The following is a 24,984-nucleotide window of genomic DNA, read 5'->3' on the forward strand; positions in this document are numbered from 1 at the left end:
TTGCGAGAGATATGCACCCTTCCGAGGTTTTATTCCAGGGCAAACGCCAGCCACTCCTTCTCCCCGCCTGCGACCACTACGCCGGCTCCGAGAAGCTGATGCGCAAATCGATGGCCCTGCAACAAGAGCTTGGCCCCCTGTTCGACATCACCTTCGACTGCGAAGACGGCGCCACCGCCGGCAGCGAACTGGAACACGCCATCCTGGTGGCGCAGCTCGTCAACAGCGACGACAACCATTTCGGCCGCATCGGCGCGCGCCTGCACGAGCCGGCCAGCCCCCATTTTGCGAAAGACGTCGAATTCATCGTCGGCGGCGCGGCCAAGCGCCTCGCCTACGTGGTGCTGCCGAAGGTGGAAAGCGCGATGGAAGTCACGCGCGCGATCGACCTGATCAACCAGCACGCCCAGGCCGCCGGCCGGCCAGACCTGCCGGTGCACGTGCTGATCGAAACCCACGGCGCGCTGCGCGAAGCCTACGACATCGCCGCCCTGCCCCAGGTCGAGTGCCTGTCGTTCGGCATCATGGATTTTGTGTCGAGCCACTATGGAGCCATCCCCGCGAGCGCGATGCGCACCCCGGGCCAGTTCACCCACCCGCTGGTGGTGCGCGCCAAGCTCGAGATGGTGGCGGCCTGCCACGCCCACGGCAAGGTGGCGTCGCACAACGTCACGACCGACATCAAGGACAGCCCGACTGTCGCCAACGACGCCCAGCGCGCCGGCGCCGAATTCGGCTTTACCCGGATGTGGAGCATCCATCCGGACCAGATCAAGCCGATCCTCAAGGCGTTCACGCCGCGCCTGTCCGAGGTGAATGAAGCGACGAATATCCTGACGGAGGCGATGGCGGCGGACTGGGGACCGATTGCTCAACATGGCCGCTTGCACGACCGTGCGAGCTACCGATATTATTGGTCGGTGTTGCAGCGTGCCAAACTGGCGGGCCTCGCGCTGCCGGAAGCCGCTGCGGCAATCGTCAACCTCCCCGACAGCGAATAATCCGACCCATGTCCACCCTTCTCCCCAAATTCGTCGCCGCCTGCGCTGTCGCGCTCGCGGCCGCCGTCGTGTGTGCGCCGGCAAGCGCTGCAGCCGCCAAGGAAACGCATCCGAAAGCGGAGAAAGTCCTGAAGGCGCAAGCCAAGAAGAAACCGTCGAAGAAGGCGCAGGCTGCGGCGGCGGCTGCAGCGGCTGCCGCGGCTGCCGCCGCGGCGGCCAATCCTCTCGAAGTCGACGAGCCGGACATCACCGACACCAAGGTGACCGAATACGCTTGCGAACTCGGCAACAAGATCACGATCTATACCAACGACGCCGATGACAGCCATATCGCGCTGCGCTGGAAGCAGCGCCTGCACCGCCTGGCCCGCATCGGCACCACCACCGGCGCGTTGCGCTTTGAAAATCCGCACTATGGCCTGATCTGGATTGGTATCCCGTCCAAGGGCATCCTGCTCGATTCGAAGCTTAACCGCCAGTTGGCCAATGAATGCAAGAACGCCGAACAGTCCGCGATCGTGGCGACCGCGGAACCGGAGGCGAGCAAGACTTGAAAGTGCGGCGCGGATTTTCCCGGATCTCCGCGCCGTTCTGTCGCCCGAAGTTATATCTGGTCCGTTATTTCCGTGAACGCTGCTGTTGAAATAACAATATTCCCACTGAAGGAGAGATTATGTCTCGCAACACTCTGAACACACTGAAGGAATTCCCGATCGGCGCAGGCCAGAGCGGCCAGTTCCATTCGCTGCCGGCGCTGGCGGAAAACCTCGGTGTGAACCTGTCGCGCCTGCCGGTGTCGATCCGTATCGTCCTCGAGTCCGTGCTGCGTAACTGCGACGGCAAGAAGGTCACCGAAGAGCACGTCAAGCAAGTCGCCAACTGGGGCGCGACCGCAGAGCGTACCGACGAGATCCCGTTCGTCGTGGCCCGCGTCGTGCTGCAGGACTTCACCGGCGTGCCGCTGCTGGCCGACCTGGCCGCGATGCGCAACGTCGCCGCCAAGATGGGCGCCGATCCGAAGAAGATCGAGCCGCTGGTGCCGGTCGACCTGGTGGTCGACCACTCGGTCACCATCGACCACTTCCGCGAGCCGGGCGCGCTCGACCTGAACATGAAACTGGAATTCCAGCGCAACAACGAGCGCTACCAGTTCATGAAGTGGGGCATGCAAGCCTTCGACACCTTCGGCGTCGTGCCGCCGGGCTTCGGCATCGTCCACCAGGTCAACCTGGAATACCTGGCGCGCGGCGTCATGAAGCAGGGCGACATGTACTACCCTGACACCCTGGTCGGCACCGATTCGCACACCACCATGATCAACGGCGTCGGCGTCGTCGGCTGGGGCGTGGGCGGCATCGAAGCCGAAGCCGGCATGCTGGGCCAGCCGGTCTACTTCCTGACCCCGGACGTCATCGGCGTCAACCTGAAGGGCAAGCTGCGCGAAGGCTGCACCGCGACCGACCTGGTGCTGACCATCACCGAACTGCTGCGCAAAGAGAAAGTCGTGGGCAAGTTCGTCGAATTCTTCGGCGAAGGCACCCGTTCGCTGTCGACCACCGACCGCGCCACCATCGGCAACATGGCGCCTGAATACGGCGCGACCATGGGCTTCTTCCCAGTGGACGAAGCGACCGTCGACTACTTCCGCGGCACCGGCCGTACCGAAGAAGAACTGGCCGCCTTCGAAGGCTACTACAAGGCCCAGGGCATGTTCGGCATCCCGCAGGAAGGCGAGATCGACTACACCCGCGTGGTGGAACTCGACCTGTCGACCGTGACCCCATCGCTGGCCGGTCCGAAGCGTCCGCAAGACCGTATCGAACTGGGCCACGTCAAGAACACCTTCACCGAACTGTTCAGCAAGCCGACCACCCAGAACGGCTTCAACAAGAACCCGGACGACCTGCACAAGGTCTACGAGACCACCAACGGCGTGCGCGTGAAGAACGGCGACATCCTGATCGCCGCCATCACCTCGTGCACCAACACCTCGAACCCGAGCGTGCTGCTGGCTGCGGGCCTCTTGGCCAAGAAAGCCGTCGAGCGCGGCCTGACCGTGGCGCCGCACATCAAGTCGTCGCTGGCGCCGGGATCGCGCGTGGTCACCGAGTACCTGACCGCCGCCGGCCTGCTGCCTTACCTGGACAAGCTGGGCTTCGGCGTGACCGCCTACGGCTGCACCACCTGCATCGGCAATGCCGGTGACCTGACCCCGGAACTGAACGCCGCGATCACCCAGAACGACGTCGTCGCTGCCGCCGTCCTGTCGGGCAACCGCAACTTCGAAGCACGTATCCACCCGAACATCCGTTCGAACTTCCTGGCCTCGCCACCGCTGGTCGTCGCCTACGCGATCGCCGGCAACATGACGAAGGACCTGATGACCGAGCCGGTGGGCAAGGACAGCAACGGCGTCGACGTCTACCTGGGCGACATCTGGCCGTCGTCGCAGGAAATCGGCGAACTGATGCGCTTCGCGATGAACTCGGACGTCTTCAAGAAGAACTACGCCGACGTCAAGGGCAACCCTGGCGCGCTGTGGGAACGCGTGTCGTCGACCGAAGGTCAGGTGTACAACTGGCCTGAATCGACCTACATCGCCGAACCGCCGTTCTTCGCCGACTTCGAGATGACCCCGAAAGCGGCCGCCACCGGCATCACCGGCGCCCGCGCGCTGGGCGTGTTCGGCGACTCGATCACCACCGACCACATCTCGCCGGCCGGCTCGATCAAAGAAGACGGTCCAGCAGGCAAGTGGCTCAAGGAACATGACGTCCTGAAGGCGGACTTCAACTCCTACGGCTCGCGCCGCGGCAACCACGAGATCATGATGCGCGGCACCTTCGCCAACGTGCGTATCAAGAACAAGATGATCCCGCCGAAGGCAGATGGCTCCGCGGTCGAAGGCGGCATCACCCTGCACCAGCCGACCGGCGAACAGATGTCGATCTACGACGCTGCAATGAAGTACGTGGCCGCGGGCACCCCGACCATGATCTTCGGCGGCGAAGAATACGGCACCGGCTCGTCGCGCGACTGGGCTGCCAAGGGCACCCAGCTGCTGGGCGTGAAGGCCGTGGTCGTGCGTTCGTACGAGCGCATCCACCGCTCGAACCTGGTCGGCATGGGCGTGCTGCCGCTGCAGTTCATCGGCAACGACAGCGTCGAGTCGCTGGGCATCACCGGCAAGGAAACCTACGACCTGAAGGGCCTGGAAGGCGAGATCAAGCCGCAACAACTGGCGACCCTGGTGATCCACCGCGAAAACGGCGAATCGCAAGAGGTGCAGGTGCTGCTGCGTATCGACACCCCGATCGAAGTCGACTACTACAAGCATGGCGGTATTCTGCCGTTCGTGCTGCGTCAGCTGCTGGCTGCCTAAATTGAGGAGCCCGCTGCGGCGGGCTGCTTGACAAGCAAAAGGGCTGGAATCCTCGCGGGTTCCAGCCCTTTGTTTTTGCATCATCCTGTCCTGCCAGGCATTTTCAAGAGCATCGCCACATGGCAGCCGGACTCATATTGAAGAGATGAGCTTGGCGCCGCACGCAGTAAGGTCCTGATCATAGGCGACTTGCTTGCCGCGATGCTTGCGGGTGCTGCCGCCGGGCTGAATCGGGAACTGGCCTTTGCATTTGGGGCAGAAGGTAGTGTCGCCTTCTACTGCAACGCACTTGCCGAGTACCTTGAAGTCCTTCACTGCAGAGATCACCTCGCCGCCATGCGTGGTCTTGTCGCCGAGTCGGATGACGCCTCGTCCGTTTTGATCTTTCATAGGCGCACCTGTTTTGTGTGGGTCATGCGGCGCTGCGTGCCGTATCGTCACCCTGGTTTGCCGCGATGACGTGATCATCGGTACCGAGGAAGACTCGACGATAACGCCAGTAACCAGGCATTTCCAGGCTTGGTGAGTTGAAGCCGGCTAGCGAATCATGCACATAGTTATCAAAGAACGCAGCAAGAGACGGCGGTGTCGGAGCGGATTTTTGGGCTAGCGCAAGTACTGATCGGGCCTCTGGTTCGAGGAACGACGTCGTCACCAGATCCTTTCTGGCCCCCGTGAACAACACATCTTTAAAAACTGCAAGCGTTCGCTTGCTGATACTCATCCCGCCGCTTCGCGTCATCGCAGCAGCATCGCTGATCAAACTCTTGTTAAAGGTTAGCAGGATATCCTTATCGACCTGATTTGCTCGCTTGACTTGGTTGGTCGTGTGAAAGCGGTCGCGCACCTGCCATCGCCAGTTAAGGTATGGCTGGAGCCATTCGTACATTGGACGTGGCGCTAACGTGGTACCTGAGAGGAAGTCGTCAAATGCCTGGGCCAGTTCGGGATGAATCGCAAACGAGTTAAAGCTACCGGGGCTGACTACAGGCTTGGTGACCGGAACGCCAGCTGCTATCGCACAATCCAGCATATGATTCAGCGGTATTTGAGATAGCTTTTGAGAATCATCCCCTACCGCAAGACCCAGTTCACCAGGCCCGTAGCCGCCGCCTACATCGCTGTGTGCGCCTGGATACGCAAACTGGAAACATCCGGGCTGCAGCTTACCGTCGACTCCTATCGCGTCTAAAGGAAAATTCCGACGTAGCTCATGCATTGCCACCATGTGCACGCAGTTTTGCACTGACGCTGGAATAAGTAGCGCATCTGCACTTGCCCACGCACCATGCCCCCCAGTTGAGTTCATAGCCAGTGCCGTTGTACCGGACCAGAATCCCGCTGATGCGACAGTATCTACGATTCCCACGAATCGAAACTGCAGTGGTACACCGGCGAAACGACCGCCGATCAGCAACTCATTCAGCCAACTACAAAACACCCGTGCCTCTGCAGCACCTCTGGAAAAGCCAAAAACATCGAGGAAGCACTCGACGACACGAACCTTGCTGTTCTTGAGTCTTGCTTCCAGATTTCCAGCCTGTTGCACGAGAAAATCACGACGAATACTGGTGCTTCCCAAGTTCGGTTGTAACAACCCACTGTTTGTTCCGAATTTGGCAAGCCACTTCCGATCATTTGAGTCAATTATGTTGGGGCCGTTCCGGCAAAGTGCCAGAATTTCGTGCTGATCAAACATCCTGCTTCTCAAAGACCGCAATTGCAAGAAATTAAAAATCGCTAACAAACCAAATATTGCTCGTCCTTCGCAACCAAAAGCACACCCTTTCCCAAGGTTGCTTTCCTCATGCTCACCAATCTCTGGAAACTTCGTACCAACCCCTGGAACATACAGTCGACTATATCCTGTGTCGGTACTGTCTTTATATGTATCATACAATCTTACAATATTAGTATCCGACCGAATTTTTGCATCACGCTCCATATTGTTATTGGTTCCGTCGAAAAATATCCCTATGTTTATCTGAACCTCACATTTCTTAAAATCTGGATCAAACCGTGGCCTGACCAGCTTTATTTTTGATGCTGGAGAAATTTTAGAAGGAGATACAAGAACGTCGCTACGCATCATCGCCAATCTCCGTATTTCTTCCTATCACGATCGATTTCACGCCGGGCCTCAGCGATTTCCTCGTCTGTGAACATTGTTTCGATACGATAACCCATAGTCGCATTCTCGCCAGCATGGGTACCCTCCGTTTTAGCTGGATGTCCTTCGCCATTTGATGGTATGTCACTAACAACAATGCGTACGCGTTTTTCTGGAAAGAAATGCACATAAAAGCTACCTGATTCCGCATAAGGCTCAATTGGCACCTGCGCCCGATATATCCCTTCGACCTCTCCGGTATCGTGCGTAGTGGCATCAGGAGCTCTCAAAATGTGGATAACCTCCCAGCGAACATCCGCCGTCAATTCAGGACTCCACTTTTTTGGCAGGCTCAAACAACAAACGTTACTGCCCCCACCGCCGCCTTCACCTACGCTGTCGTTAATACCTTTATTAATGTAGAATCTCTTGATATAGTAGTCTGACCCAAGATGATGAACACCAGTCAGAGTAGTGGAAAAATTTTTATCCACCGAGAAGGTTTTATAAATCAGCACGCCAATCCCCAACATTGCCCCGATAAATATTAGTAGCACAACAATTCGCCACCAAACGAAACTCGGAATGAATAATTTCATCAGCTGCCCCATTATGACACCGAAGTAAAATTACTTGCCGCAATCAGCAGGCTAGCTCAACGACGCGCTATTCGCGCGACAAGTTCTTTCAATCGAGCAGCGAATGTATCAACATCGATTAGTGCAAGACAGTCTCGAGCCTCCTCCTTATTTAGAATGGTTCCTCGCGTTATTAACGCCGCCTCGGTCAAAAGTGTCAGGAACAGAGGATTCGAGTTGCCTACTGCGCGCCATACCTCAAGAGCGCCTCGTGCCCATGCATGCTGCTCCACGGCATTGCCAGGAAAATCGCCGCCGTGGCGCTTCAATTTCGCTTTCGCGATAAGGTGGTCAGGTTCACTGGCCTCGTCAAGCGCCGCCAACTGTTCCCAATCCAGAATAAAGGGCGTCGGTGCAGGAGCATCCGATTCGATCGGGGGTAACTGAATCATCGCTCCTGATCTATCGTGTATTGTCCAGCGCGCAATCGGCCCTCTCATTTCCGCCCATTGTGCCGACGTCAATAGAGATGCGAGCGGCGCGAGCACCGCACAATCGGCATACCTGAGCGTGAACTGCTTGCCGTTGGGGTCGACAATGAAAATAAAGCGGCGCAGATGATGGGCGAGCTCACCAAGTTTCAAGTTGCACTCGATGATCGACGCGTGCAATGCCGGCCTACCCGCACTCACATAACCCATGACTTTCTCGATGTCTCCGGCTTCATAAGCCGCCTCGACATCGATCAGGAGCGGACTAACCTCCAATGCCCGTTCCGCATAAACTGGTTCCAGCCAGACCGGGCGGCTCTTTGCATCGGCCTCTGCATAACCAGCCGACACGTCCTGCAACAGGCCGTTATCGATCAGAAGATATACGAACAGTTCTCCGTTGCTGGCACTCATTCCGCCTCCACCAGTGGACTATGCGCACGCGCCGCCGCGAGCATGCAGGGAATGCAGATATCGTGGTGCGGCAACTCGTCAGGGAACTGCACCTCGGAAGCCTTCTTCGCAAAGGTCTGATGATCGGCTGCGTACATATGGTTGTTGCCGGTCGTATTGCCGACAATGCCTTCAGCGCTGATCTTCAATTCACTGCCACCGCCGTAAATCCGAACACCCTTTCTGGCCTTGATGTTGATCCAGTCGGTATTGCTGATCAGCTCCATCACCTTCTTTGCAATCAGATTGAGGGCGCCATCCTGCGCCTCGGTTTGGACATCGCCTCGCGCCGCAACCTGCTTGATGCCACCGTCATTCGTAAAAGCGCTGAGCCCCATGGCCGCACGCATCAAGGTCCTGCCGCCGGCAGTCAGATGCGTGTCCGCAGCCGTAATCAGGTCGATATTCTTTTCGGCCCCCAGCGCCATGCTTTCCGAACTCGCCATGACAATTCCCGCTGGTCCGGTGACGGCGACGATGGGTGCGCCGCCCGCACTGCCCTCGGTCACATTGGTTCCGTGATCCAGATGCCTGAGTTTGTCCACAAGCTGATTCAGCAGAGGTCCATTGCCAGGATCCTTGGCATGGGTTTCGGCGAGTTTTGCCAGCTGGTCCGCGATATCGCGCAATCCGTCGGCAAGCCCAATCAGCTCGGCCCGATCCAGTTGATTGCCTTCAGCCTTGGCACTGCCATTGGCACTGATCAGCACACCTTTACCGCCGCGAATCGCCACGGCATGGTCGCTGCGCAGCTCCGCGCCTTCGCCACGGGGCTGGCGGCGCTCACCCCTCGGATGCGTCAGCCACCCCAGATTCAGTTGCGACGCGCCGTCGTCGCTCGCCAGCTGCGCGCTGATTTCGCGCGGCGTGTCGTCGAACCGAAGTTGATTGGCGCGCCATCCCTGAATCTCCTGGCTTCGTATGCCGGACAAAAACCGCGTCGTCGGCAGGTTCGCGTTCTTGCTCAAAGGTGGCGGCAAGGCACGCGCGTTGTAAAGCTGAGAGATGATGATCGGTTTGTCCGGGTCGCCGCCGATGAACGCGACCAGCACCTCGGTCCCGACTCTCGGCAGAGTCAGATTGCCGCAATGTGAATCTCCCGTCCCAGCCCATTGGCTTGCCACCCTGACCCAGGCTGAATCCGTGTCCGTGTCCGACGCGCCGGCGCCGCCAGCGTGCTGATGATCAACCGGACGTGTTGCTGGAAACCGGATCTTGACGCGGCCATATTCGTCGCAGTGAACGACCTCGTTCTGTCCTCCGACCACGAGTGCGACCTGAAGACCAGGGTCGCGCAGATCATTCCATGGGTCGAATGCCGGGACAATCGGAATGGCTCGTCGTACGGCTTCGAATCGCATCTGGAATGGATTCGTGCTCCAGCCTTCGGCAGGCTCGCCTTGCTTGACCTCCCAGCCATTGCACGCGAACAGACGCTGCACCCGTTCTTCAAGGCTTCTCGGCAAGTTGTTTCGCGCCCTGACGTCGAGCGCGGTGATGACGAAATCGCGCTCTCCCACGGGATGGCTGTCAATCTCGGGATGATTCATGATCGTGAAGTACTCCCCTACGCGAAAATCGCGCACGGTTCCCTCACCGATAAAGCATTTCGAATCAAGTTCTTTGCGCTGCATGCGCAATAATCCGTGGCGGTACAGTTGGTCGCTGTCCGTTGCGACATGCGGAGATTCGACAATGTATTCCTGCACCGCGCAGGCCAGCGGGTTGCCTGATCGCCCTTGATCGATCTTTCCCGGCACCTCGGTAACCATGACCGGAACATTGCCCGGTTGTTTGTAGTCCCAGCTGAATACACTCGCATTGCCCGCCTGGAACTTGCGCACTGCTCCCCAACGCGTGACGGAATCGCGCTCTTCGGTGGCATCATCGCGGTGATAACGGACTACGCCCGCATCGTTCCGGGCAAGCGTGCTATGGGCGTCGAACAGCACCAGCGTGTGGGCTGGCGTGGATTCGCTCGCCTGACCGTTCTGTTGCAAGACGCGGCTACTGCCGGGTCGGAAGAACCAGGCAATACCGGAACGGCCGAGAAGCCGCCGCACGAATGCCGCATCGGATTCGTTGAACTGTATTGTCTGCTCACGCTCGGGATAGTTTTCAAGACGAAAACCGTCTGCGAACTCGTAGTCGAAGGCCCCAGCCTGCGCACTATATATCTGAAGCCATTCTTTCAGCACGACCACTACGATTTGAGGCCAACTCAAGCGCCGGAAGACGCGCGTATTGACGCGCTGGTCCATGATCGTCATTACATCGCAAAGGATGACGCGATAGCTGGAGATCGCCCCGTCGGATTCACCTGAACTGGCTTGCGCGATGACCCCACTAACTTGTCTCAGCCGTCCCCGGTCAGTGACGAATTCGAGGGTAGCCGGCAGTCCGATAAATTCCTTCAGTGGGAGCCGGCACGAGCTTGCTACACAATCGATCTGGTATTTGAACCCACCGCATACGGTTTCCGTACCATGAATGGATTGAGGGAGCAGGATATTGCTGTTCTGTTTGTCCTGGCCAAATAGCCTCAGCCTGATTGGACGGTTATCGGCAGTCAGGCCGCTTTCATACTGCAGGAGACTGCTGAGGTCAGGAGCCATGCCCACGCTATCCTCCAGTTATTTCCCACCGGAACAAGCATAGATTCTGGCAACTCCTGAGAGAGCATCTTTGAGAACGGGCAAATTTCTCGACACTGCTTTACAGAACGAACTACCAATGTCTCAAAAACGAGCGGCGAAGGTCCGCCTTGTAGACATCACACCTCGGCCCACATCCTCAGCAGATTGTGATAATGCGCCGTCAGCCCCACCGTAATCTCCGACTCCCCGTGCTGCGCGCGCAGCTTCTGGATCTGGGTATCGAGATCGAACAGCATCGCCCGCTTGCCGTCGTCGCGCACCATGCTCTGGGTCCAGAGAAAAGACGCCACCCGTTCGCCACTTGTCACCGGCCGCACCTGGTGCACGCTGCCCGACGAATACACGATCGCATCGCCCGCCGCCAGCTTGACCTCGTGGGTGCCATAGAGGTCGACCACTTCGAGCTCGCCGCCCTCGTATTCTTCCGGCTCGCTCAGGAACACGGTGGTCGAGACGTCGGCCCGCACCGGCGCCCCCCCGCCGCGCTGGGCGCGGATGGCGCCATCGACGTGCAAGCCGTAGTGCTCGCCGCCGCCGTAGGCATTGAAGTAAGGCGTCAGCATCCGCAGCGGCAGCGCGCTGGAAAAGAACATGGGGTTCGCCATCAGGGCCGCGCTCACGATCTGGCCAAGCTCGACGGCCAGCGGCGTGCCCTCGCCCAGCTGGCGGTTGCGCTTGACCTTCGCCCCTTGCGGGCCGACGCTCTCGCGGCCATCGAGCCATTCCGGCGCGCCGGCCATGCGCGCGCGGAGATGGGCCACCTGGTCCGGCGTCAGCACGCCGGGAATATGCAGCATCATGTCGTTCTTCTTTTGTCGAACCAACAAAAAAATCCCTCCTGACATAGCCAGGAGGGCAGAATCCGGTTGCCCGGCGGGGGTGGTACTCCGTGAGAAACATCCGCCAGCGCTTTCCCGGTCGCCGGCGGCTACTGCAACACAAGCTGGAAACACAACTTGATGAACACTCCAATCGCTCTTCCCAAACATGTTTGAATGAGAATTATTCTCATTATGTACCCTGTTCGCGCATTGTGCAAGCGTTTGCGTGCGCGCCCGTCATATGGCTTTCGTCCTGCCTCCATGACAGCCATTGTTCATGACCTGTGGCCGAATCAACTACAATACCGGGGATATGGGTTTATCATCAACCCCTCGGACTTTCGAAACATTCACTGACAAGAGACCCACCAGCGCCATGCGTCGTCCTTCCAAAGATTCAACTCCAAAACTTTCCGCAGAAAGCCAGCGCCTCGTCAGCCTCTCGCAAGCCCTCATGCAAGCCGCCAGCCGTGCCGAAGAGCGGGCGTGGGAACGCCAACTCGACACCTGCCTGCAAAAGCTGCTCAAGACCAATCATCAGGACAGCATCGATGCCGCCCTGAACGCCCTGTTCAAGGACGACCTGGCCTCCTACGACGTGCTGATGGATACGGTCGAGGCCGTTAGCGAATCGGCCACCATGGTCGAACAAGGCGAGCACGGCGACGTCACGTGGCAGGCGCTGCTGGTCGCGGCGCCGATCCTGGCCTGGACCCGGTTCTCGATCGCCACCGGCGCCATCCCGAACGACCTGCTGTCGACCCTGGGCGCCCACTTCTCGGCGCACCTGCTGGCCGACGGCACCAAGATGGCAATTGCGCCTACCTTATATTCGCTCGACCAGCTGCCGCGCACCCACGCCGAAACCGCGGCGCTGACGCAGAAGCTGGCCGCCGCCGCCCACAAGGGCGGCACCATCAAGCCGGCCCAGCACCTGGACGAAACCGCGCCCTTCCTGGCCGATACCCGCTACCTCCTGATCGCGATCGTGGCCCCGGCCGGCGAGCCGCTGTTCCGCTGGCAAGAGCCGCAGCACCACGTGCGTTTCGCCGAAGAGCGCAATCGCAGCCTCGAGCAGTGGCGCGCCCAGGCCACCGCGAATATCGCGCGCCTGCTGCCGGGCTGCGGCATCGAGCTGCTGCTGCCGGAAGCCTATTACGTGGCCTGCCGCGAAGCCGATAAACTGATCCGCCCGATCTCGATCCGCGCCGCCGTGCACTACCTGACCAATACGCTGGGCGTGGAAGCGTCCGACCTGCGCGCCGTGATCGCCGGCTTCGGCGAAGAGTCGCCGGACATCCAGATCGACGAGTACCGCGTCTCGTTCACCATGCGCCAGAGCGCCGACGTGGTGTATGGCATCGTCTGGCCGCTGTATGGCCAGGAAGACGAGAACGGCACGCCGATGGAAGGCCCGCTGGCGGTCACCGCCACGCCGCTGTCCCCGATCAACGAGATCGCGGCCCACCTCAACGACGCCGGCATCGCCCACATCAAGCGCATTAACGAGCGCTACGTGGCCGAGTACTGCGACGACTGCGGCGCGCCGCTGTTCGCCGACCCGACCGGCGAGCTGGTGCATGCCGAGATGCCGGAAGACGCGCCGGCCGGCACCGAGCACTTCCACTGACGTAGTTCAGGCTCCCGCCGCGGCGGGAGCGTCACCTCCCTCCCCTGCTCCCCCTTCCGGCGTGATGAACTGCCGCGCCAGACCCTGCTCTTCGAAACGCGCGACGACGAAGTCGATGAACACCCGCGTCTTGGCGGGCAACAGCCTGCGGCTCGCGTAATACAGGCAGAGCGCCCGCCCCTCCACGAACCAGCCCGGCAAGACGTCGACCAGTGTCCCGCCGCGCAGGAACGGTTGCGCATGCGGCAACGGCAGCACCGCCACGCCGATGCCGGCCAGCGCCGCCTGCGCCATCGCCTCGGGATCGTCGCACACCATCACCGTACGCAGGTCGACCGGCGCCTGCCGGCCGTCGTCATGGCGCAGGGTCCAGGACAGCAGCCGGCCGCTGCCCACGGCGCGGCGGGCGATGCCGTCGTGTCTTGCCAGGCCGTCCGGATCGTGCGGCCAGCCGCGCCGCTCAAGGTAGGCCGGACTGGCCACGACGACGCTGCGCACCCTGGTCAGTTCGCGCGCCACCATGCCCTCGTTCAGGTCGACGCCGCCGCCGATCGCCACGTCGAAGCCCTCCTTGACCAGGTCGACCTGGCGGTTATCGAAATGCAGGTCGGGAACGATGGCCGGATAGCGTGCGAGAAAATCTTCCAGCATCGGCACGAAATAGGTCCGCCCGACCAGCGGCGCCATGCCGATTTTCAGGGTGCCGCCGGGCTGGCCGGCGCCCTGGCGCGTGGCCTGGGTCGCCTCCTCGATCCGGCGCCAGGGCTCGGCCACTTCGTGCAGATAGCGTTCGCCCTCGGCCGTGAGCCGCAGCTGGCGCGTGGTGCGCTGGAACAGGCGCACGCCCAGGTGCTGCTCGAGGCGGGCGACGTTCTTGCTGACCGCGGCCGGACTCAGGCCGAGGCGGCGCGCGGCGGGCGAAAAGCCGCGCTCCTCGGCGCTGTAGATGAACGAGACGAGGTGACTGATCGATTCCGGCATGGCGGTGTCTGGATGGTGACGATCCGGAGATTTTATACCTCTGGTTGAAAGTCATACGACTTTGGACCGGCTAGTTTCAACTCCTGGTCGGCAGCATACTGCCGACTCGTCCAATCATTCTCAGGGAGTCCATCATGAACAAAGCATTCGAAGGCAAGGTTGCCGTGGTCACCGGCGGTTCGCGCGGCATTGGCGCGGCGATTGCGCGCCGGCTTGCCAGCCAGGGCGCGCACGTGGCGCTGACCTACCAGCAATCGGCCGGCGCCGCCGAGACGCTGGTGGCGGACATCCAGGCCCAGGGAGGCAGCGCCGAGGCGATCCGCAGCGATGCCGCCGATCCGGCCGCGATCGACGCCGCGATCGCCCATGTCGCGCAAGAACGTGGCCGCATCGACATCCTGGTCAACAATGCCGGCGTCGCCGTGTTCGGGCCGATCGACGATTTCACGCTGGAAGATTTCGACAAGACGGTGGGCGTCAACGTGCGCGCCGTGTTCGCCGGCGTGAAGGCGGCGCTGCCGCACATGAAGGAAGGCGGACGCATCGTCAACATCAGCAGCACCAATGCGCTGCGCATGCCGATGGTGGGCGGGTCGGTGTATGCGATGAGCAAGTCGGCGCTGAGCGGCCTGACCCAGGGACTGGCGCGCGAACTGGGGCCGCGCGGCATCACGATCAATAATGTGCTGCCCGGCCCGGTCGACACCGACATGAACCCGGAAAAGACCGAGTTCGGCGCCGGCCTGCACGACTATATGGCGATCAAGCGCCACGGCCGCCCCGAAGAGATCGCGGCCATGGTCGCCTACCTGGCCGGACCGGAAGCGGCCTACGTCACCGGCGCCGACCTGTTGATCGACGGCGGTTTCGCTGCGTGAGCTTGACGGCCTTACGCCATCGGATCGATGGTGAAGGCCGGCATGCGCTCGCCGTTCTTCGCGGTCTCCAGGAATTTATCGGAAGTGAGCAGCGCTTCGTGGATGGTGACGTCCATGTCCAGGTAGCGGTAGGTGCCCAGGCGGCCGACGAAGGTGACGTTGTCTTCGTTCTTCGCCTTGTTCACGTACAGCTCCAGCTGCGCCTTCTCGCGCGTCTGGCGGATCGGGTAGTACGGGACGTCCTTTTCTTCGCACTGGCGGCTGTACTCGGCGTAGCAGATGGTTTTCTCGTGCTTTTCCCACGGCGAGAAGTGCTTGTGCTCGGTAATGCGGGTGTATTTCTTTTCGTCGTCGCAGTAATTGATAACGGCATTGCCCTGGTAGTCACCATCGGCGCGGAAGGTTTCGAAGTCCAGCGTGCGGTAAGGCAGGCGGCCCTCTTCGTGCTTGAACCAGGCGTCGATCGGGCCGCTATAGAACACGTGGGCGTAGTTGCCCTTCTCAAGCGGGTCGAAGGCCGTGCTCAAATGCACGGTCACGCCCGGCACGTCGAGGATGTTCTGGACCAGCGCCGTGTAGCCGTCGGCCGGCATGCCCTGGTATTTGTGGTTGAAGTAATTGTCGTCGTAATTGAAACGCACCGGCAGGCGCTTGAGGATGCTGGCCGGCAGCTCGCTCGGGTGCAGGCCCCACTGCTTGATCGTATAGGTCTTGAAGAAGGCTTCGTACAGCTCGCGACCGACGAAGCGCAGCGCCTGCTCTTCGAAGGTGGTCGGGTTCTCGATCGACTTGTCGCCCAGGTTCTGCAGGAATTCCTGCGCCTCGGCCGGGCCCATGGTCTTGTTGAAGAACTGGTTGATGGTCAACAGGTTGATCGGCAGGGTGAATACCTTGCCACCGGTGATGGCCTTGACGCGGTTGACGTAGGGCTTGAACTCGGCGTAGCGGTTGACGAACTCCCAGGCGCGCTCGTTATCGGTGTGGAAGATGTGGGGGCCGTAGACGTGGACCATGACACCGGTCTCGGCATCGCGTTCCGAATAGCAGTTGCCGGCGATATGGGGACGCGATTCGAACACGTCGACGGTATAGCCGGCCTGCGCCAGCTGGTTTGCGATCACGGCCCCGGAGAATCCAGCGCCAACGATGGCGATATTCTTGCTCATTCTTGTGTGTCCTGGTGGTGTTGGCAATGCCGGAGCGTATGCCTGACCTCGACCCGACCGGCCGACTGCAAGAACAAATTGTCGGGTCTAACCAGAGGACACACAACACCGCATCGCGGGTGGGATTAATGATAAAAATATATCATTCAAGTCCCGTTTTGCCCCGCACAATTGGAGCGGCCCACGTTGCGGATATGGAACGTCTTTACTTACGGATCGCGGCGATCACGCGCGTGGCGAACTCGGCCGCGTTACCGGCATGCCAGCGCCATACGATCACCAGGTCATGCTCCGGCGACACGACGATGTCGTTGCTGCCCGCGCCCAGCGCCGCGAAGGCGGTGGCCGGCATGCCCGGCAGGTTCTTGCCCTTGGTATTGAGCCACCACAGGTAGCCATAGTCCGGACCATGGGCGCTCGGGGTGAGCGCTTCCTTCACATAAGAAGCGGGCAGGATCTGCTTGCCGGCCCAGTTACCCTGATGCAGCCACAGGTAGCCGAAGCGCGCCATGTCCCAGCTGTCGATCCACATGCCGCCGCCCCAGCGCGTGCCGCCGCTGACCGATGGCACCTGCTTGCCGTTCACTTCCACGTAGCTGTTATGGTAAGGAACCCACTTCCAGGTCGACGAGGCGCCGATCGGATCCATGACCTGCTGCTGGAACACGTCCGGCACCGACTGGCCGAACACGCGCAGCAGCGACAGGGCGAAGCGGTTCACGCGGGTGTCGTTGTACTCGTAGAAGCTGCCCGGCGCCTTGATCGCGCGCGGCTTCTTCTCGCCTTTACCGAAAGCTTGCTTGCCGATGAAATTGGAGTGCTTGCCCCACAGCTCGCCTTCCCACTCGGATTCCTGCTGCAGGTGCTGCTTCCAGGTCACTTGCGCATTGTGCGGCGTAGCATAACCGCCGTCATCGACCGTCTTCGCGACCGGGTCGCCGACCCCGATGCGGCCATCGCGCACCGCCACGCCGGCGACGGTGGCCAGCATGCTCTTGGCCACCGAATAGGTGGGATCGACGAAGCGCGTGTCGCCGAACTCGGCGACGACATAGCCTTTGTAGATCACCACGCCGTTGGTATGGGCGCGCCTGGTGGGCATCGAGCCCAGGCGGGCGCCGAAGATGGCTTCCTGGTCGGACAGGTCGAGCGGACGCTCGGTCTCGCGCGATTGCGCGAACTGGACGGCCGCGGCCAGGGCCGCCGGGTCCATGCCCAGCTGGGCCGGGTCCTTGCGGGCCCATTCGCCGGCCGGTGGAAAGTAAGCATTATCGGCGGCAAACGCGCCGGCGGCCGGCAGCGTCAGGCCCAGTGCGGTGGTGAGGGAAAGTGCGAGCAGTCTGCGGCGTAGCATGGTGGGCGAAGCGGTCGTCATTATTCGGTATCGGTCCAGGTGGAATACGGAGAACGGATCAGGTTGGAGTTGTAATAGCGCTTGTCGCTGGTGACTTCCTGGCCGATCCAGTCCGGCTTGTCGAAGACGGCGTCTTCGGCCGGCAGCTCGATCTCGGCCACCACCAGGCCCGCGTTCTCGCCCAGGAACTCGTCGACTTCCCAGACGAAGCCGGCATGCTCGATGCGGCGCCGGTATTTTTCGACCAGCGGCCGCTCGCACAGACGGTCGAGCAGTTCGGTGGCGTCTTCGAGCGGGATCGGATACTCCCATTCCCCGCGCGACGCCCCTTCGCTCTTGCTCTTGATGGTCAGGACGCCCCGCTCACCCTCGATGCGCACGCGCACCGTGCGCATCGGGTCGGCCGTCAGGTAGCCCTGGCGCAGCAGGACGGGCGTGCCCAGCTGGCGCCAGGCCTCACTCGCGAGCAGGAACTTGCGTTCGATTTCGACGCCCATGGAATCAGCCCAGGGCCTGCAGGATCGGCTGCAGCATCGCCGCGCCCAGGCCGGCGCTGCGCGCGCCGTTCCAGCCGACGTGCGGGTCGGGCAGGTTGGCGTTGTCCTTGAACGGCATCTCGAGCGTCAGCGACAGGCATTTGTAGTGGTGGCCGACGTATTTCGAGGCCAGCGTCAGCAGCTCGTCGTTGTACTTGCTGGCGGCGTAACCGTATTCCTTCTGGAAGTCCGGGCTGCACGAGATATAGCGATCGATGAAGGTGCTCTGCTCCAGCGCGCGCTCGGCGGTGAAGTCTTCGAGCATTTCGCAGCCGGCCACGAAGTTGTAGGGCAGCGCCTCGTCGCCATGGATGTCGAAGAACATGTCGATGCCGACTTCCTCGATCTTCTTCTTGACGCAGTACACTTCCGGGCTGCGTTCGAGCGATGGGTTCATCCACTCGCGGTTCAGGTTGGCGCCGGCGGCATTGGTGCGCAGGTTGCCGCGCACCGAGCCGTCCGGATTCATGTTCGGCACGATGTAGAACACCGCGCGCTGCAGCAGCTTGCGCGCCACCGGATTGGCGTTGTCGAGCAGCGCATCCATCATGCCTTCGACGAACCACTCGGCCATCGATTCGCCCGGGTGCTGGCGGGCGATGACCCAGATCTTTTTCTCTGCCTGCGGATTGCCGATCACGACCAGGTTCATGTCGCGGCCGTCGACCGTGCTGCCGATGTCATGCACGCGCGCGATCGGGTTCTCGGCCACTTCGCCAAGCAGGCGCAGGTGGCGCTCCCAGGTGTAGGGCTCGAAATAGGCGTAGTAGACGCTGTCCAGTTCCGGGGTGTGCTCGACCGTCATCACCTGGCCGTCGAAGCTGGTGGGAACGCGGAACCAGTTCTCGGTATCGTAGCTCGCGACAGCCTGGTAGCCCTCGAAGCCCTTCGGATAGGTGGCCTGGCCGGCGTTCAGGAAGCGCATCGTGACCGCCTGGCCGCGCGCGCCCTGCAGGCGGAAGTGGAACCACTGGTGGATGTCGGCGTGCGAATCCTTGCGCAGGTTCAGGTCGATCTGTTTGGGATTGTCGGCGCGGACGACGTCGATCGAGCCGGAGTCGAACATCGTGCTGATCTTGATGGGCATCGTGGGATCCTTTCATGGCCCGTCGCGGTGGACGGTGTGCAAATATCGGAAGCGTCGGGCGCCAGCCCGACGTTGGCCCGGCCATGATACCGGATCGGCCACGCCGACCGCCGATCCCGGGCCGGGTGGGAGCGCGTGTTTACTGCGCGTCGAGGTCGATCAGGTCCTTGGTGTACATGGCCATGATCTGGCGCATCAGTTCGACGTTGCCGCGGTCGAGGACGACGGTCAGCTCGGGCTTGCGGTCGAGCACGAAGGTCATGCGGATCGCGCCCGGCAGTTCCTTGCAGTTCACGTATTGCGCGCGCGGCACGTAGGGGCTGTCCCAATCGGCCTGGGTGATGCCGGGACCAGCGGGCGGCGCCTTCAGTTGCGGATCGCGGTTGACCGGCAGGTGCTTGAGCAGCCAGAACACGATCGAGGCCGGGATGTGGATGCACAGGTCGCTCGCGCCCTGGCTGGAGAACTTGGTGAGCAACAGGTTGCCGACCCGGTCGCAGGACATGGACAGGCTCTTGACTTGACGGATGACCGCTGGTTTCACGACTTGATCCTTGGGGAAGGTTGAAAAAGGCGCTGCGATTCTAACCTATCCCCTTCCCGTTTTGTGTGTATTAGAGGCAAAACCAAAGCAAAACGGGGAGCCCATGGCTCCCCGTTTCTTGGCTGTCGCCGGCTCAGCCGGCCGCATGCTTACTCTTTCGAGCCGCCGCTGCGGTTGCCGCCCTGGGCGCTCTGGCGGTTGCCGCTCTTGCTCGAGGAGCTCGAGCTGCGCGACGCGCCGCCGGCGCTGGCGTTGGCCGACTGACGATTACCGTGGCTCAAGCTACCGGCGCGGCGTGCTTCTTCCGACGTGAATTCGTGGGCGGTGCCCTTGGCATGGGCGGCCTTGCCGCCCTGGCTGGCGATTTCGCGCTGGCGCGCCGGATCCATCGAGGCGAAGCCGCGATTGCGGGTGCCGCTGCTCTGGCTGTTGCCTTGGTTGCCCGATTGCTTGTTACCTTGATTGCTTGAGGCCATGATGACGTTCTCCCTTATACAGCACTTGTGGAAACCGCCGCGTCCTGCGGCAGGCTTGAGACCCGATCGCCGCCGGCCATTCGCCGGCGAACGATGAGTCGAAGCCCATCTTAGGCAGCCATCTCCGATGCGGCTATAGGAGCATTTCAGATGACTTTGTAGGACTTTGAGCGACAAATAATGCACTTCGAAAAATAACTGCCAGTAGTCAACAAACTCGTCAGGACCAGTCCTACATACCTCCCCTACCTCTTCCTATTCTGTGCCAGGCTGTCGGCGCGCATCATGGTGTTATCCGGCAGGACTTCGACCTGCCCGCTCACCAAGCACAGGAGACCAACATGGACGCGAATCAACGTAGCGAAACCAATAACCAGACCAATAATGGCGCCAATGAAAAATGGACGCCAGGTTCCAAAGGAAATACCCAGAGCGGCCCGATGGACCATACCTACCCGCGCGGCGCCAGCGAACAGGGTGGCCAGTCGGGCACCGGCATGGCGCATGCCGGCGGCCACGACCAGGCCGGACTGGGCGGCAGCCCGGACGGCAGCGGCCAATCGCGCCAGGGCGACCTGCCGGGCGGCTCGATGCAGACCCAGCAGACCGGCGGCTCGGGACCGCAACAAGGCATCACCGACAGCCACCAGCGCCAGATGGAAATGCACTCGGATGCCTGGGGCAAGCTGGAGCAGCCGGTGGGCAACCGCCAGCGCGACACCGGCGTCTCGCTCAACGAAGACGTCGCCAACCGCCAGGGCGCGACCCGGACCACCGACACCCTGAATCCGCAAGACCCGGCGCAGCCGGAACTGCACGGCAACGAGCCGGGCCGCGACGGCCGCGTGCCGGGCACCGTGGCGCCGGACCCGCTCGGCACCGAGGCCGGCGTGCCGGGCGTGCAGCACGGCGACATCTACGGCAACCGCCAGGGCGCCGACGACAACCGCGCCGACACCCAGGACGCCAGCGCCAGCGCAGTCCAGCAAAGCACCGACCGCCAGGGTTCGCAGACCGGCGCCGGCGCGCGCGATACGGGCAGCGAGAACGTGCACCAGTCGAACAATGTGTCCGGCGGCCTGCCGCGCAGCCCGGGCAACTCGGGCCCGCGCACCGAGGGCGAAGGCTATCAGGTGGGCGGCAGCATGCATGCCGATCCGAATCCGGTGCACCAGTCGAACGACGCCGCCGGCGGCTACCCGCGCAGCCCGGGCGGCGCCAACAAGCTGGCGGGCGACCGCAAGATGGACGACGACACCGGGTTCTCGCGCGGCTGAGCGGCCGATCTACCGTAGGGTTGGCGGGTAACCCGCCGACCCTACGAGACCGCCCTTCCTTGATCCATCTCCAAACCGTACCGGAGCGCAGGAACCGCGTCGTACGCAAGGCAATCGAACCGCTCGACATCGCCACGATCGTGCCGTGGCGCGAGACCAGCGGAGAGAACGAGGAGACCTCGCATGCCTGCAACGGACGACACCTCAAATAGCGCCACGCCCGCCGCCATCCCCGCGGTGTCGGTCGTGCTGCCCGCCTGCGGCCGCATGGACCTGCTCGACCGCAGCCTGGACGCCCTGATGCGCCAGAGCGTCGATCCGCGCAGCGTCGAAGTCATCGTCGTGGACGACGAACCCAACCACAATACGCTGCACCTGGTGGCCGGCTGGCGCACCCGCACGCTCGACCGTGGGCCGCGGCTGGCCTATGTCGCCAACACCGGCCCGCGCGGTCCCGGCGCCGCGCGCAACCGCGGCTGGCGCGCGGCGCGCGCCAGCGTCATCGCCTTCACCAGCGACGACGCCGTGCCCAGCCCCGACTGGCTGGCCCAGGGGCTGGCCGCCTTCGACGGCGGCGCCGCCGTCGTCTGCGGGCGCATCGAGACCCCGGTGCCGGCGCGCCCCACCGACCGTCAGCGCAGCGCGCATGCGCACGAACTGGCCGATTTCACCAGCGCCAACTGCTTCTTCCACAAGCCGGTGCTCGAACGGCTCGACGGCTTCGACGAGCGCTTCAGCGTCCAGCGCGGCAGCGACGCCGACCTGCACTTCCGCCTGCTCGAACAAGGCATCCGCATCGTGCGCGCGCCGCAGGCGCTGGCCGTGCACCCGGTGCGTCCGGCGCCCTGGGGCGCGAGCCTGCTGCAGATCCGCCATGCCGTGTTCGACGCGCTGCTGTACAAGAAGCACCCGACGCTGTACCGCGAACGCATCGAAGCGCGTCCGTGCTGGGACCACTACGCCATCGTCGCCGCCCTGCTGCTGGCCCTGCCCTGCTGGGTGCTGGGCGTGCGCTGGCTGGCCCTGGCCGCCACCCTGGTCTGGCTGGCGCTCACGGTGCGCCTGTGCCTGCGCAGGCTGAAAGGCACGGCCCACAGCGCCTCGCACGTGGCCGAGATGGCGATCACCTCGGTCCTGCTGCCGCCACTGTCGGTGTTCTGGCGCCTGGCCGGCGCCGTGCGCTACCGCGTGCGTTTCGCGTAAGCGCATGAAAGCCATCTTTCTCGACCAGGAGGGTACGCTGGTCGACGACATCCCATTCAATGCCGAGCCGCGCCGCATCCGCCTGGTGAGCGGCGCCGGCGCGGCGCTGCGTCTGCTGGCCGAGCTCGACTATCGCCTGTTCGTGGTCTGCAACCAGTCCGGCATCGCGCACGGCTGTTTCACCGAAGCGGCGATGGGTCCGGTCTCCGACCGCCTGCACGACCTGCTGTTTCGCGAGCAGCTCGCCCTCGCGGGCTATTACTATTGCCCGCACCATCCGCTCGGCACCGTCAGCGACTATGCCTTCGCCTGCGCCTGCCGCAAGCCCTCGCCCGGCATGCTGCTGCGCGCGGCGCACGAGCATGCCATCGACCTGCGCGCATCCTGGATGATCGGCGACATCCTGCACGACGTCGAGGCCGGCAACCGCGCCGGCTGCCGCACCTTGTTGATCGACAACGGCGGCGAGACCGAATGGCGCCTGGGGCCACGCCGCCTGCCCACGCGCATCGCGCCGGACCTGTACAGCGCGGCCATGCTGATCGCCGAGCACGGCGAGCGCGAGGACCTACGGCCGCAGGCGGGTTCACGGTCGCCGGGCTGACGGGGACTGGCGGCATTTGCTGGCGCCCGGATGCCCCCGTTCAGCGGCGCCGGATCTCGACGATCGACACCGGCGACGACGCCGGCGCTGGTGTGGGCAGGGTCGCTGGCACGGGCATCGGCATCGGCGTCGCCACCGGCGAGCGTGCCGCCGCCTGCGCCCGCAGCTCGGCGCGCGCCTGCCGCATCACTTGGCGCGCCGCCGACAGGCCGAGGCACGCCATGATGCTCGCCACCACGATGTCCGGCCATCCGGCGCGGGCGCCGAACACGCCCAGCGCCGCCAGCATCACGGCCAGGTTGCCGATCATGTCGTTGCGGGTGCACAGCCACACCGAGCGCATATTGGCGTCGCCGTTGCGAAACGCATAGAGCATGGCCGCCACCGTGCCGTTGGCGGCCAGCGCCAGCAGGCTGACGGCTCCCATGGTCTGGGCATGCGGCAGGTGGCCGTCAAGGCCGAGCCACAAGGCGCGCGCCAGCACCAGCACGCCAAAGACGCCCATCACGACGCCCTTGGCGTAGGCGGCGCGCGAACGCCACACCACGGCCATGCCCAGCACGAACAGCGACACCCCGTAATTGGCGGCGTCGCCGAGAAAGTCGACCGAGTCGGCCAGCAGCGACACCGAGCCTGCCGCCAGGCTGCTGGCCAGCTCGACGCCGAACATGATGAAATTGATGAGCAATGCCGCCCACAACACCTTGCGGTAGCGCCCGTCGGGCGGCGGCGTGGTCGGACTGCAGGATCCGGAACAGCAAGCGGACATGATCGCACCTCCAATGGCAATAACTCCATTAGAATCCCTGTAGTAACTACAAGGTCAAGGGATGAACATGCTGATGCGTATTGGTGAACTGGCGAAACTGACGGGCTGCCAGTCCGAGACAGTCCGTTTCTACGAGCAAAAGGGATTGCTGCCGCCGCCGGTCAGGTCGCAGGCGAATTACCGCATGTATGGCGCCGACCACGCCGAGAGGCTGCATTTCATCCGCCGTTGCCGGTCGCTGGGCATGTCGCTCAGCGAAGTGGAAACCCTGCTCGGCTACCAGGACCAGCCGGAACGTTCCTGCAGCGGCGTCAACGCGCTGGTCGACCACCAGCTGTCCGAGATCGACCGCCAGATCCTGGAGCTGAGGGCGCTGCGCGCCGAACTGTCGCGCCTGCGCGCGCGCTGCGATTCGACGCGGCCCGCCGGCCAGTGCGCGATCCTGCGCGAACTGACCGAGCACGCCTGAACCCCGGCTGCAGGCCCTCGACTACATCCTGGGATCGTCGATCACCGCACGATCGTCGAGCGCCGTCCGGTCGTCGCCGCGCACCTGCTCTCCCATCAGCACGCGGTGGATCACCGCGCCGTGCACGCCATGCTGCTTCAGGAATTCGACGGCGCTGCGGGTGCCCAGGCTCGCCTGGATCAGGATGCCCTGGCGCACCACGTGGGTTGCGCCCGCATAGGGATTGGCAAGGCTATTGTCAGCCATGTCGCCCGGCGCCGCGCCGCGGCGATCGATCTGAGAGATGTGCATCTGTTTCCTTTCCTCGAGACATCCCATGCGCGCCGGGAGCCTCACATAAAAAAAAACCGCCGACCGTGAGGCCGACGGAAAAACGCAGTATCCGGTTGAGGGATCACGCGGAGAGACACAGGAGCAATCTTAGCGGCCGATGGTTTCAACTTGATGACATCGCAAGGTTGCCACGCACGTCGCCGACAGCCAACATCGCGCCGTCAGAACGCTCTACAATTGCCCA

The 24,984-nt window shown here is 62.5% G+C and carries 24 protein-coding genes; 9 read left to right on the plus strand and 15 right to left on the minus strand.

The window, feature by feature from the left end; genetic code table 11:
• Positions 1-11: 11 nt before the first annotated feature.
• The 3 genes from KY496_RS10825 to acnA all read left to right on the plus strand — a co-directional run bounded on the left by KY496_RS10825 (position 12) and on the right by acnA (position 4,383).
• Positions 12-1,001: a CoA ester lyase gene (locus KY496_RS10825; protein ID WP_005666155.1), complete on the plus strand. Its 990-nt coding sequence runs from the start codon at positions 12-14 to the stop codon at positions 999-1,001.
• Between the two features lie 8 nt (positions 1,002-1,009).
• Positions 1,010-1,555 (plus strand): hypothetical protein, encoded by a 546-nt coding sequence (locus KY496_RS10830; protein WP_005666153.1) that lies wholly within the window; start codon positions 1,010-1,012, stop codon positions 1,553-1,555.
• Positions 1,556-1,674: 119 nt separating this feature from the next.
• Positions 1,675-4,383 (plus strand): aconitate hydratase AcnA, encoded by a 2,709-nt coding sequence (acnA, locus tag KY496_RS10835; protein ID WP_219864712.1) that lies wholly within the window; start codon positions 1,675-1,677, stop codon positions 4,381-4,383.
• Between the two features lie 132 nt (positions 4,384-4,515).
• On the opposite strand, the gene KY496_RS10840 is transcribed toward acnA, so the two are convergent.
• The 6 genes from KY496_RS10840 to KY496_RS10865 form a co-directional block, all read right to left on the minus strand.
• Entirely contained in the window at positions 4,516-4,773 is a 258-nt protein-coding gene (locus KY496_RS10840) for a PAAR domain-containing protein (RefSeq protein ID WP_219864713.1), read from the minus strand.
• A gap of 22 nt (positions 4,774-4,795) precedes the next feature.
• A complete protein-coding gene (locus tag KY496_RS10845; RefSeq protein ID WP_219864714.1) occupies positions 4,796-6,475 on the minus strand; it encodes a phospholipase effector Tle1 domain-containing protein in 1,680 nt (559 codons plus the stop codon).
• Positions 6,472-7,092, minus strand: a complete 621-nt coding sequence (locus KY496_RS10850; RefSeq protein WP_219864715.1) for a DUF3304 domain-containing protein — start codon at positions 7,090-7,092, stop codon at positions 6,472-6,474. The genes KY496_RS10845 and KY496_RS10850 overlap by 4 nt, the downstream gene beginning before the upstream one ends.
• A gap of 56 nt (positions 7,093-7,148) precedes the next feature.
• Positions 7,149-7,976: a DUF4123 domain-containing protein gene (locus tag KY496_RS10855; protein WP_005666143.1), complete on the minus strand. Its 828-nt coding sequence runs from the start codon at positions 7,974-7,976 to the stop codon at positions 7,149-7,151.
• Positions 7,973-10,630: a type VI secretion system Vgr family protein gene (locus KY496_RS10860; RefSeq protein WP_219864716.1), complete on the minus strand. Its 2,658-nt coding sequence runs from the start codon at positions 10,628-10,630 to the stop codon at positions 7,973-7,975. The genes KY496_RS10855 and KY496_RS10860 overlap by 4 nt, the downstream gene beginning before the upstream one ends.
• Positions 10,631-10,788: 158 nt before the next feature.
• The gene (locus KY496_RS10865; protein WP_040776078.1) at positions 10,789-11,472 is read right to left on the minus strand and encodes a Fe2+-dependent dioxygenase; all 684 of its coding nucleotides are present in this window, start codon (positions 11,470-11,472) and stop codon (positions 10,789-10,791) included.
• Positions 11,473-11,869: 397 nt separating this feature from the next.
• Here KY496_RS10865 and KY496_RS10870 point away from each other — a divergent pair, with 397 nt between their 5' ends.
• Positions 11,870-13,123, plus strand: a complete 1,254-nt coding sequence (locus tag KY496_RS10870; RefSeq protein ID WP_005666138.1) for a DUF2863 family protein — start codon at positions 11,870-11,872, stop codon at positions 13,121-13,123.
• A gap of 6 nt (positions 13,124-13,129) precedes the next feature.
• Here the strand turns inward: KY496_RS10870 and KY496_RS10875 are convergent, their stop codons facing one another.
• Positions 13,130-14,104, minus strand: coding sequence for a LysR family transcriptional regulator (locus tag KY496_RS10875; RefSeq protein ID WP_219864717.1), 975 nt, complete (start codon positions 14,102-14,104; stop codon positions 13,130-13,132).
• Positions 14,105-14,238: 134 nt separating this feature from the next.
• Between KY496_RS10875 and KY496_RS10880 the strand changes: the two genes are divergently transcribed.
• The gene (locus tag KY496_RS10880) at positions 14,239-14,982 is read left to right on the plus strand and encodes an SDR family oxidoreductase (protein ID WP_219864718.1); all 744 of its coding nucleotides are present in this window, start codon (positions 14,239-14,241) and stop codon (positions 14,980-14,982) included.
• An 11-nt stretch (positions 14,983-14,993) separates the two neighbouring features.
• On the opposite strand, the gene glf is transcribed toward KY496_RS10880, so the two are convergent.
• From glf to KY496_RS10910, 6 genes are all read right to left on the minus strand, one after another.
• Positions 14,994-16,148, minus strand: a complete 1,155-nt coding sequence (gene glf / locus KY496_RS10885) for a UDP-galactopyranose mutase (protein ID WP_005666133.1) — start codon at positions 16,146-16,148, stop codon at positions 14,994-14,996.
• Between the two features lie 205 nt (positions 16,149-16,353).
• Complete coding sequence (locus KY496_RS10890; RefSeq protein ID WP_219864719.1) at positions 16,354-17,523, minus strand: serine hydrolase; 1,170 nt, start codon at positions 17,521-17,523, stop codon at positions 16,354-16,356.
• Entirely contained in the window at positions 17,523-17,999 is a 477-nt protein-coding gene (locus KY496_RS10895) for a CYTH domain-containing protein (RefSeq protein WP_219864720.1), read from the minus strand. The genes KY496_RS10890 and KY496_RS10895 overlap by 1 nt, the downstream gene beginning before the upstream one ends.
• 4 nt (positions 18,000-18,003) lie before the next feature.
• The gene (locus KY496_RS10900) at positions 18,004-19,125 is read right to left on the minus strand and encodes a M14-type cytosolic carboxypeptidase (RefSeq protein ID WP_005666127.1); all 1,122 of its coding nucleotides are present in this window, start codon (positions 19,123-19,125) and stop codon (positions 18,004-18,006) included.
• Positions 19,126-19,264: 139 nt separating this feature from the next.
• Positions 19,265-19,669, minus strand: coding sequence for a hypothetical protein (locus tag KY496_RS10905; protein WP_005666125.1), 405 nt, complete (start codon positions 19,667-19,669; stop codon positions 19,265-19,267).
• Between the two features lie 149 nt (positions 19,670-19,818).
• Positions 19,819-20,145: a KGG domain-containing protein gene (locus KY496_RS10910; RefSeq protein ID WP_005666123.1), complete on the minus strand. Its 327-nt coding sequence runs from the start codon at positions 20,143-20,145 to the stop codon at positions 19,819-19,821.
• 341 nt (positions 20,146-20,486) lie between these two features.
• On the opposite strand from KY496_RS10910, the gene KY496_RS10915 reads away from it, so the two are divergent.
• From KY496_RS10915 to KY496_RS10925, 3 genes are all read left to right on the plus strand, one after another.
• On the plus strand, positions 20,487-21,422 hold the full coding sequence (locus KY496_RS10915) for a hypothetical protein (RefSeq protein ID WP_005666121.1): 936 nt from the start codon (positions 20,487-20,489) through the stop codon (positions 21,420-21,422).
• A 183-nt stretch (positions 21,423-21,605) separates the two neighbouring features.
• The gene (locus KY496_RS10920) at positions 21,606-22,625 is read left to right on the plus strand and encodes a glycosyltransferase family 2 protein (protein WP_219864721.1); all 1,020 of its coding nucleotides are present in this window, start codon (positions 21,606-21,608) and stop codon (positions 22,623-22,625) included.
• Between the two features lie 4 nt (positions 22,626-22,629).
• Positions 22,630-23,229 (plus strand): HAD-IIIA family hydrolase, encoded by a 600-nt coding sequence (locus tag KY496_RS10925; RefSeq protein ID WP_005666117.1) that lies wholly within the window; start codon positions 22,630-22,632, stop codon positions 23,227-23,229.
• A gap of 40 nt (positions 23,230-23,269) precedes the next feature.
• Here KY496_RS10925 and KY496_RS10930 read toward each other — a convergent pair whose 3' ends face one another.
• Positions 23,270-23,998 carry a cation transporter gene (locus tag KY496_RS10930; protein WP_184239788.1) on the minus strand — a complete coding sequence of 243 codons (729 nt, stop codon included), beginning with the start codon at positions 23,996-23,998 and terminating at the stop codon, positions 23,270-23,272.
• 61 nt (positions 23,999-24,059) lie between these two features.
• Between KY496_RS10930 and cadR the strand changes: the two genes are divergently transcribed.
• Entirely contained in the window at positions 24,060-24,467 is a 408-nt protein-coding gene (gene cadR, locus KY496_RS10935) for a Cd(II)/Pb(II)-responsive transcriptional regulator (RefSeq protein WP_005666113.1), read from the plus strand.
• 21 nt (positions 24,468-24,488) lie between these two features.
• Here the strand turns inward: cadR and KY496_RS10940 are convergent, their stop codons facing one another.
• Complete coding sequence (locus KY496_RS10940) at positions 24,489-24,758, minus strand: hypothetical protein (protein ID WP_184239790.1); 270 nt, start codon at positions 24,756-24,758, stop codon at positions 24,489-24,491.
• Between the last annotated feature and the right edge of the window lie 226 nt (positions 24,759-24,984).

It is taken from the genome of Massilia sp. NP310, assembly GCF_019443485.1.
GTDB lineage: Bacteria > Pseudomonadota > Gammaproteobacteria > Burkholderiales > Burkholderiaceae_D > Telluria > Telluria timonae.

Excerpts from the sequence above, each read along its gene's own strand:
- KY496_RS10825 (WP_005666155.1), top strand. The coding sequence starts at position 12 with ATGCACCCTTCCGAGGTTTTATTCCAGGGCAAACGCCAGCCACTCCTT.
- KY496_RS10830 (WP_005666153.1), top strand. The coding sequence starts at position 1,010 with ATGTCCACCCTTCTCCCCAAATTCGTCGCCGCCTGCGCTGTCGCGCTC.
- acnA (WP_219864712.1), top strand. The coding sequence starts at position 1,675 with ATGTCTCGCAACACTCTGAACACACTGAAGGAATTCCCGATCGGCGCA.
- KY496_RS10840 (WP_219864713.1), bottom strand. The coding sequence starts at position 4,773 with ATGAAAGATCAAAACGGACGAGGCGTCATCCGACTCGGCGACAAGACC.
- KY496_RS10845 (WP_219864714.1), bottom strand. The coding sequence starts at position 6,475 with ATGATGCGTAGCGACGTTCTTGTATCTCCTTCTAAAATTTCTCCAGCA.
- KY496_RS10850 (WP_219864715.1), bottom strand. The coding sequence starts at position 7,092 with ATGAAATTATTCATTCCGAGTTTCGTTTGGTGGCGAATTGTTGTGCTA.
- KY496_RS10855 (WP_005666143.1), bottom strand. The coding sequence starts at position 7,976 with ATGAGTGCCAGCAACGGAGAACTGTTCGTATATCTTCTGATCGATAAC.
- KY496_RS10860 (WP_219864716.1), bottom strand. The coding sequence starts at position 10,630 with ATGGCTCCTGACCTCAGCAGTCTCCTGCAGTATGAAAGCGGCCTGACT.
- KY496_RS10865 (WP_040776078.1), bottom strand. The coding sequence starts at position 11,472 with ATGATGCTGCATATTCCCGGCGTGCTGACGCCGGACCAGGTGGCCCAT.
- KY496_RS10870 (WP_005666138.1), top strand. The coding sequence starts at position 11,870 with ATGCGTCGTCCTTCCAAAGATTCAACTCCAAAACTTTCCGCAGAAAGC.
- KY496_RS10875 (WP_219864717.1), bottom strand. The coding sequence starts at position 14,104 with ATGCCGGAATCGATCAGTCACCTCGTCTCGTTCATCTACAGCGCCGAG.
- KY496_RS10880 (WP_219864718.1), top strand. The coding sequence starts at position 14,239 with ATGAACAAAGCATTCGAAGGCAAGGTTGCCGTGGTCACCGGCGGTTCG.
- glf (WP_005666133.1), bottom strand. The coding sequence starts at position 16,148 with ATGAGCAAGAATATCGCCATCGTTGGCGCTGGATTCTCCGGGGCCGTG.
- KY496_RS10890 (WP_219864719.1), bottom strand. The coding sequence starts at position 17,523 with ATGACGACCGCTTCGCCCACCATGCTACGCCGCAGACTGCTCGCACTT.
- KY496_RS10895 (WP_219864720.1), bottom strand. The coding sequence starts at position 17,999 with ATGGGCGTCGAAATCGAACGCAAGTTCCTGCTCGCGAGTGAGGCCTGG.
- KY496_RS10900 (WP_005666127.1), bottom strand. The coding sequence starts at position 19,125 with ATGCCCATCAAGATCAGCACGATGTTCGACTCCGGCTCGATCGACGTC.
- KY496_RS10910 (WP_005666123.1), bottom strand. The coding sequence starts at position 20,145 with ATGGCCTCAAGCAATCAAGGTAACAAGCAATCGGGCAACCAAGGCAAC.
- KY496_RS10915 (WP_005666121.1), top strand. The coding sequence starts at position 20,487 with ATGGACGCGAATCAACGTAGCGAAACCAATAACCAGACCAATAATGGC.
- KY496_RS10920 (WP_219864721.1), top strand. The coding sequence starts at position 21,606 with ATGCCTGCAACGGACGACACCTCAAATAGCGCCACGCCCGCCGCCATC.
- KY496_RS10925 (WP_005666117.1), top strand. The coding sequence starts at position 22,630 with ATGAAAGCCATCTTTCTCGACCAGGAGGGTACGCTGGTCGACGACATC.
- KY496_RS10930 (WP_184239788.1), bottom strand. The coding sequence starts at position 23,998 with ATGTCCGCTTGCTGTTCCGGATCCTGCAGTCCGACCACGCCGCCGCCC.
- cadR (WP_005666113.1), top strand. The coding sequence starts at position 24,060 with ATGAACATGCTGATGCGTATTGGTGAACTGGCGAAACTGACGGGCTGC.
- KY496_RS10940 (WP_184239790.1), bottom strand. The coding sequence starts at position 24,758 with ATGCACATCTCTCAGATCGATCGCCGCGGCGCGGCGCCGGGCGACATG.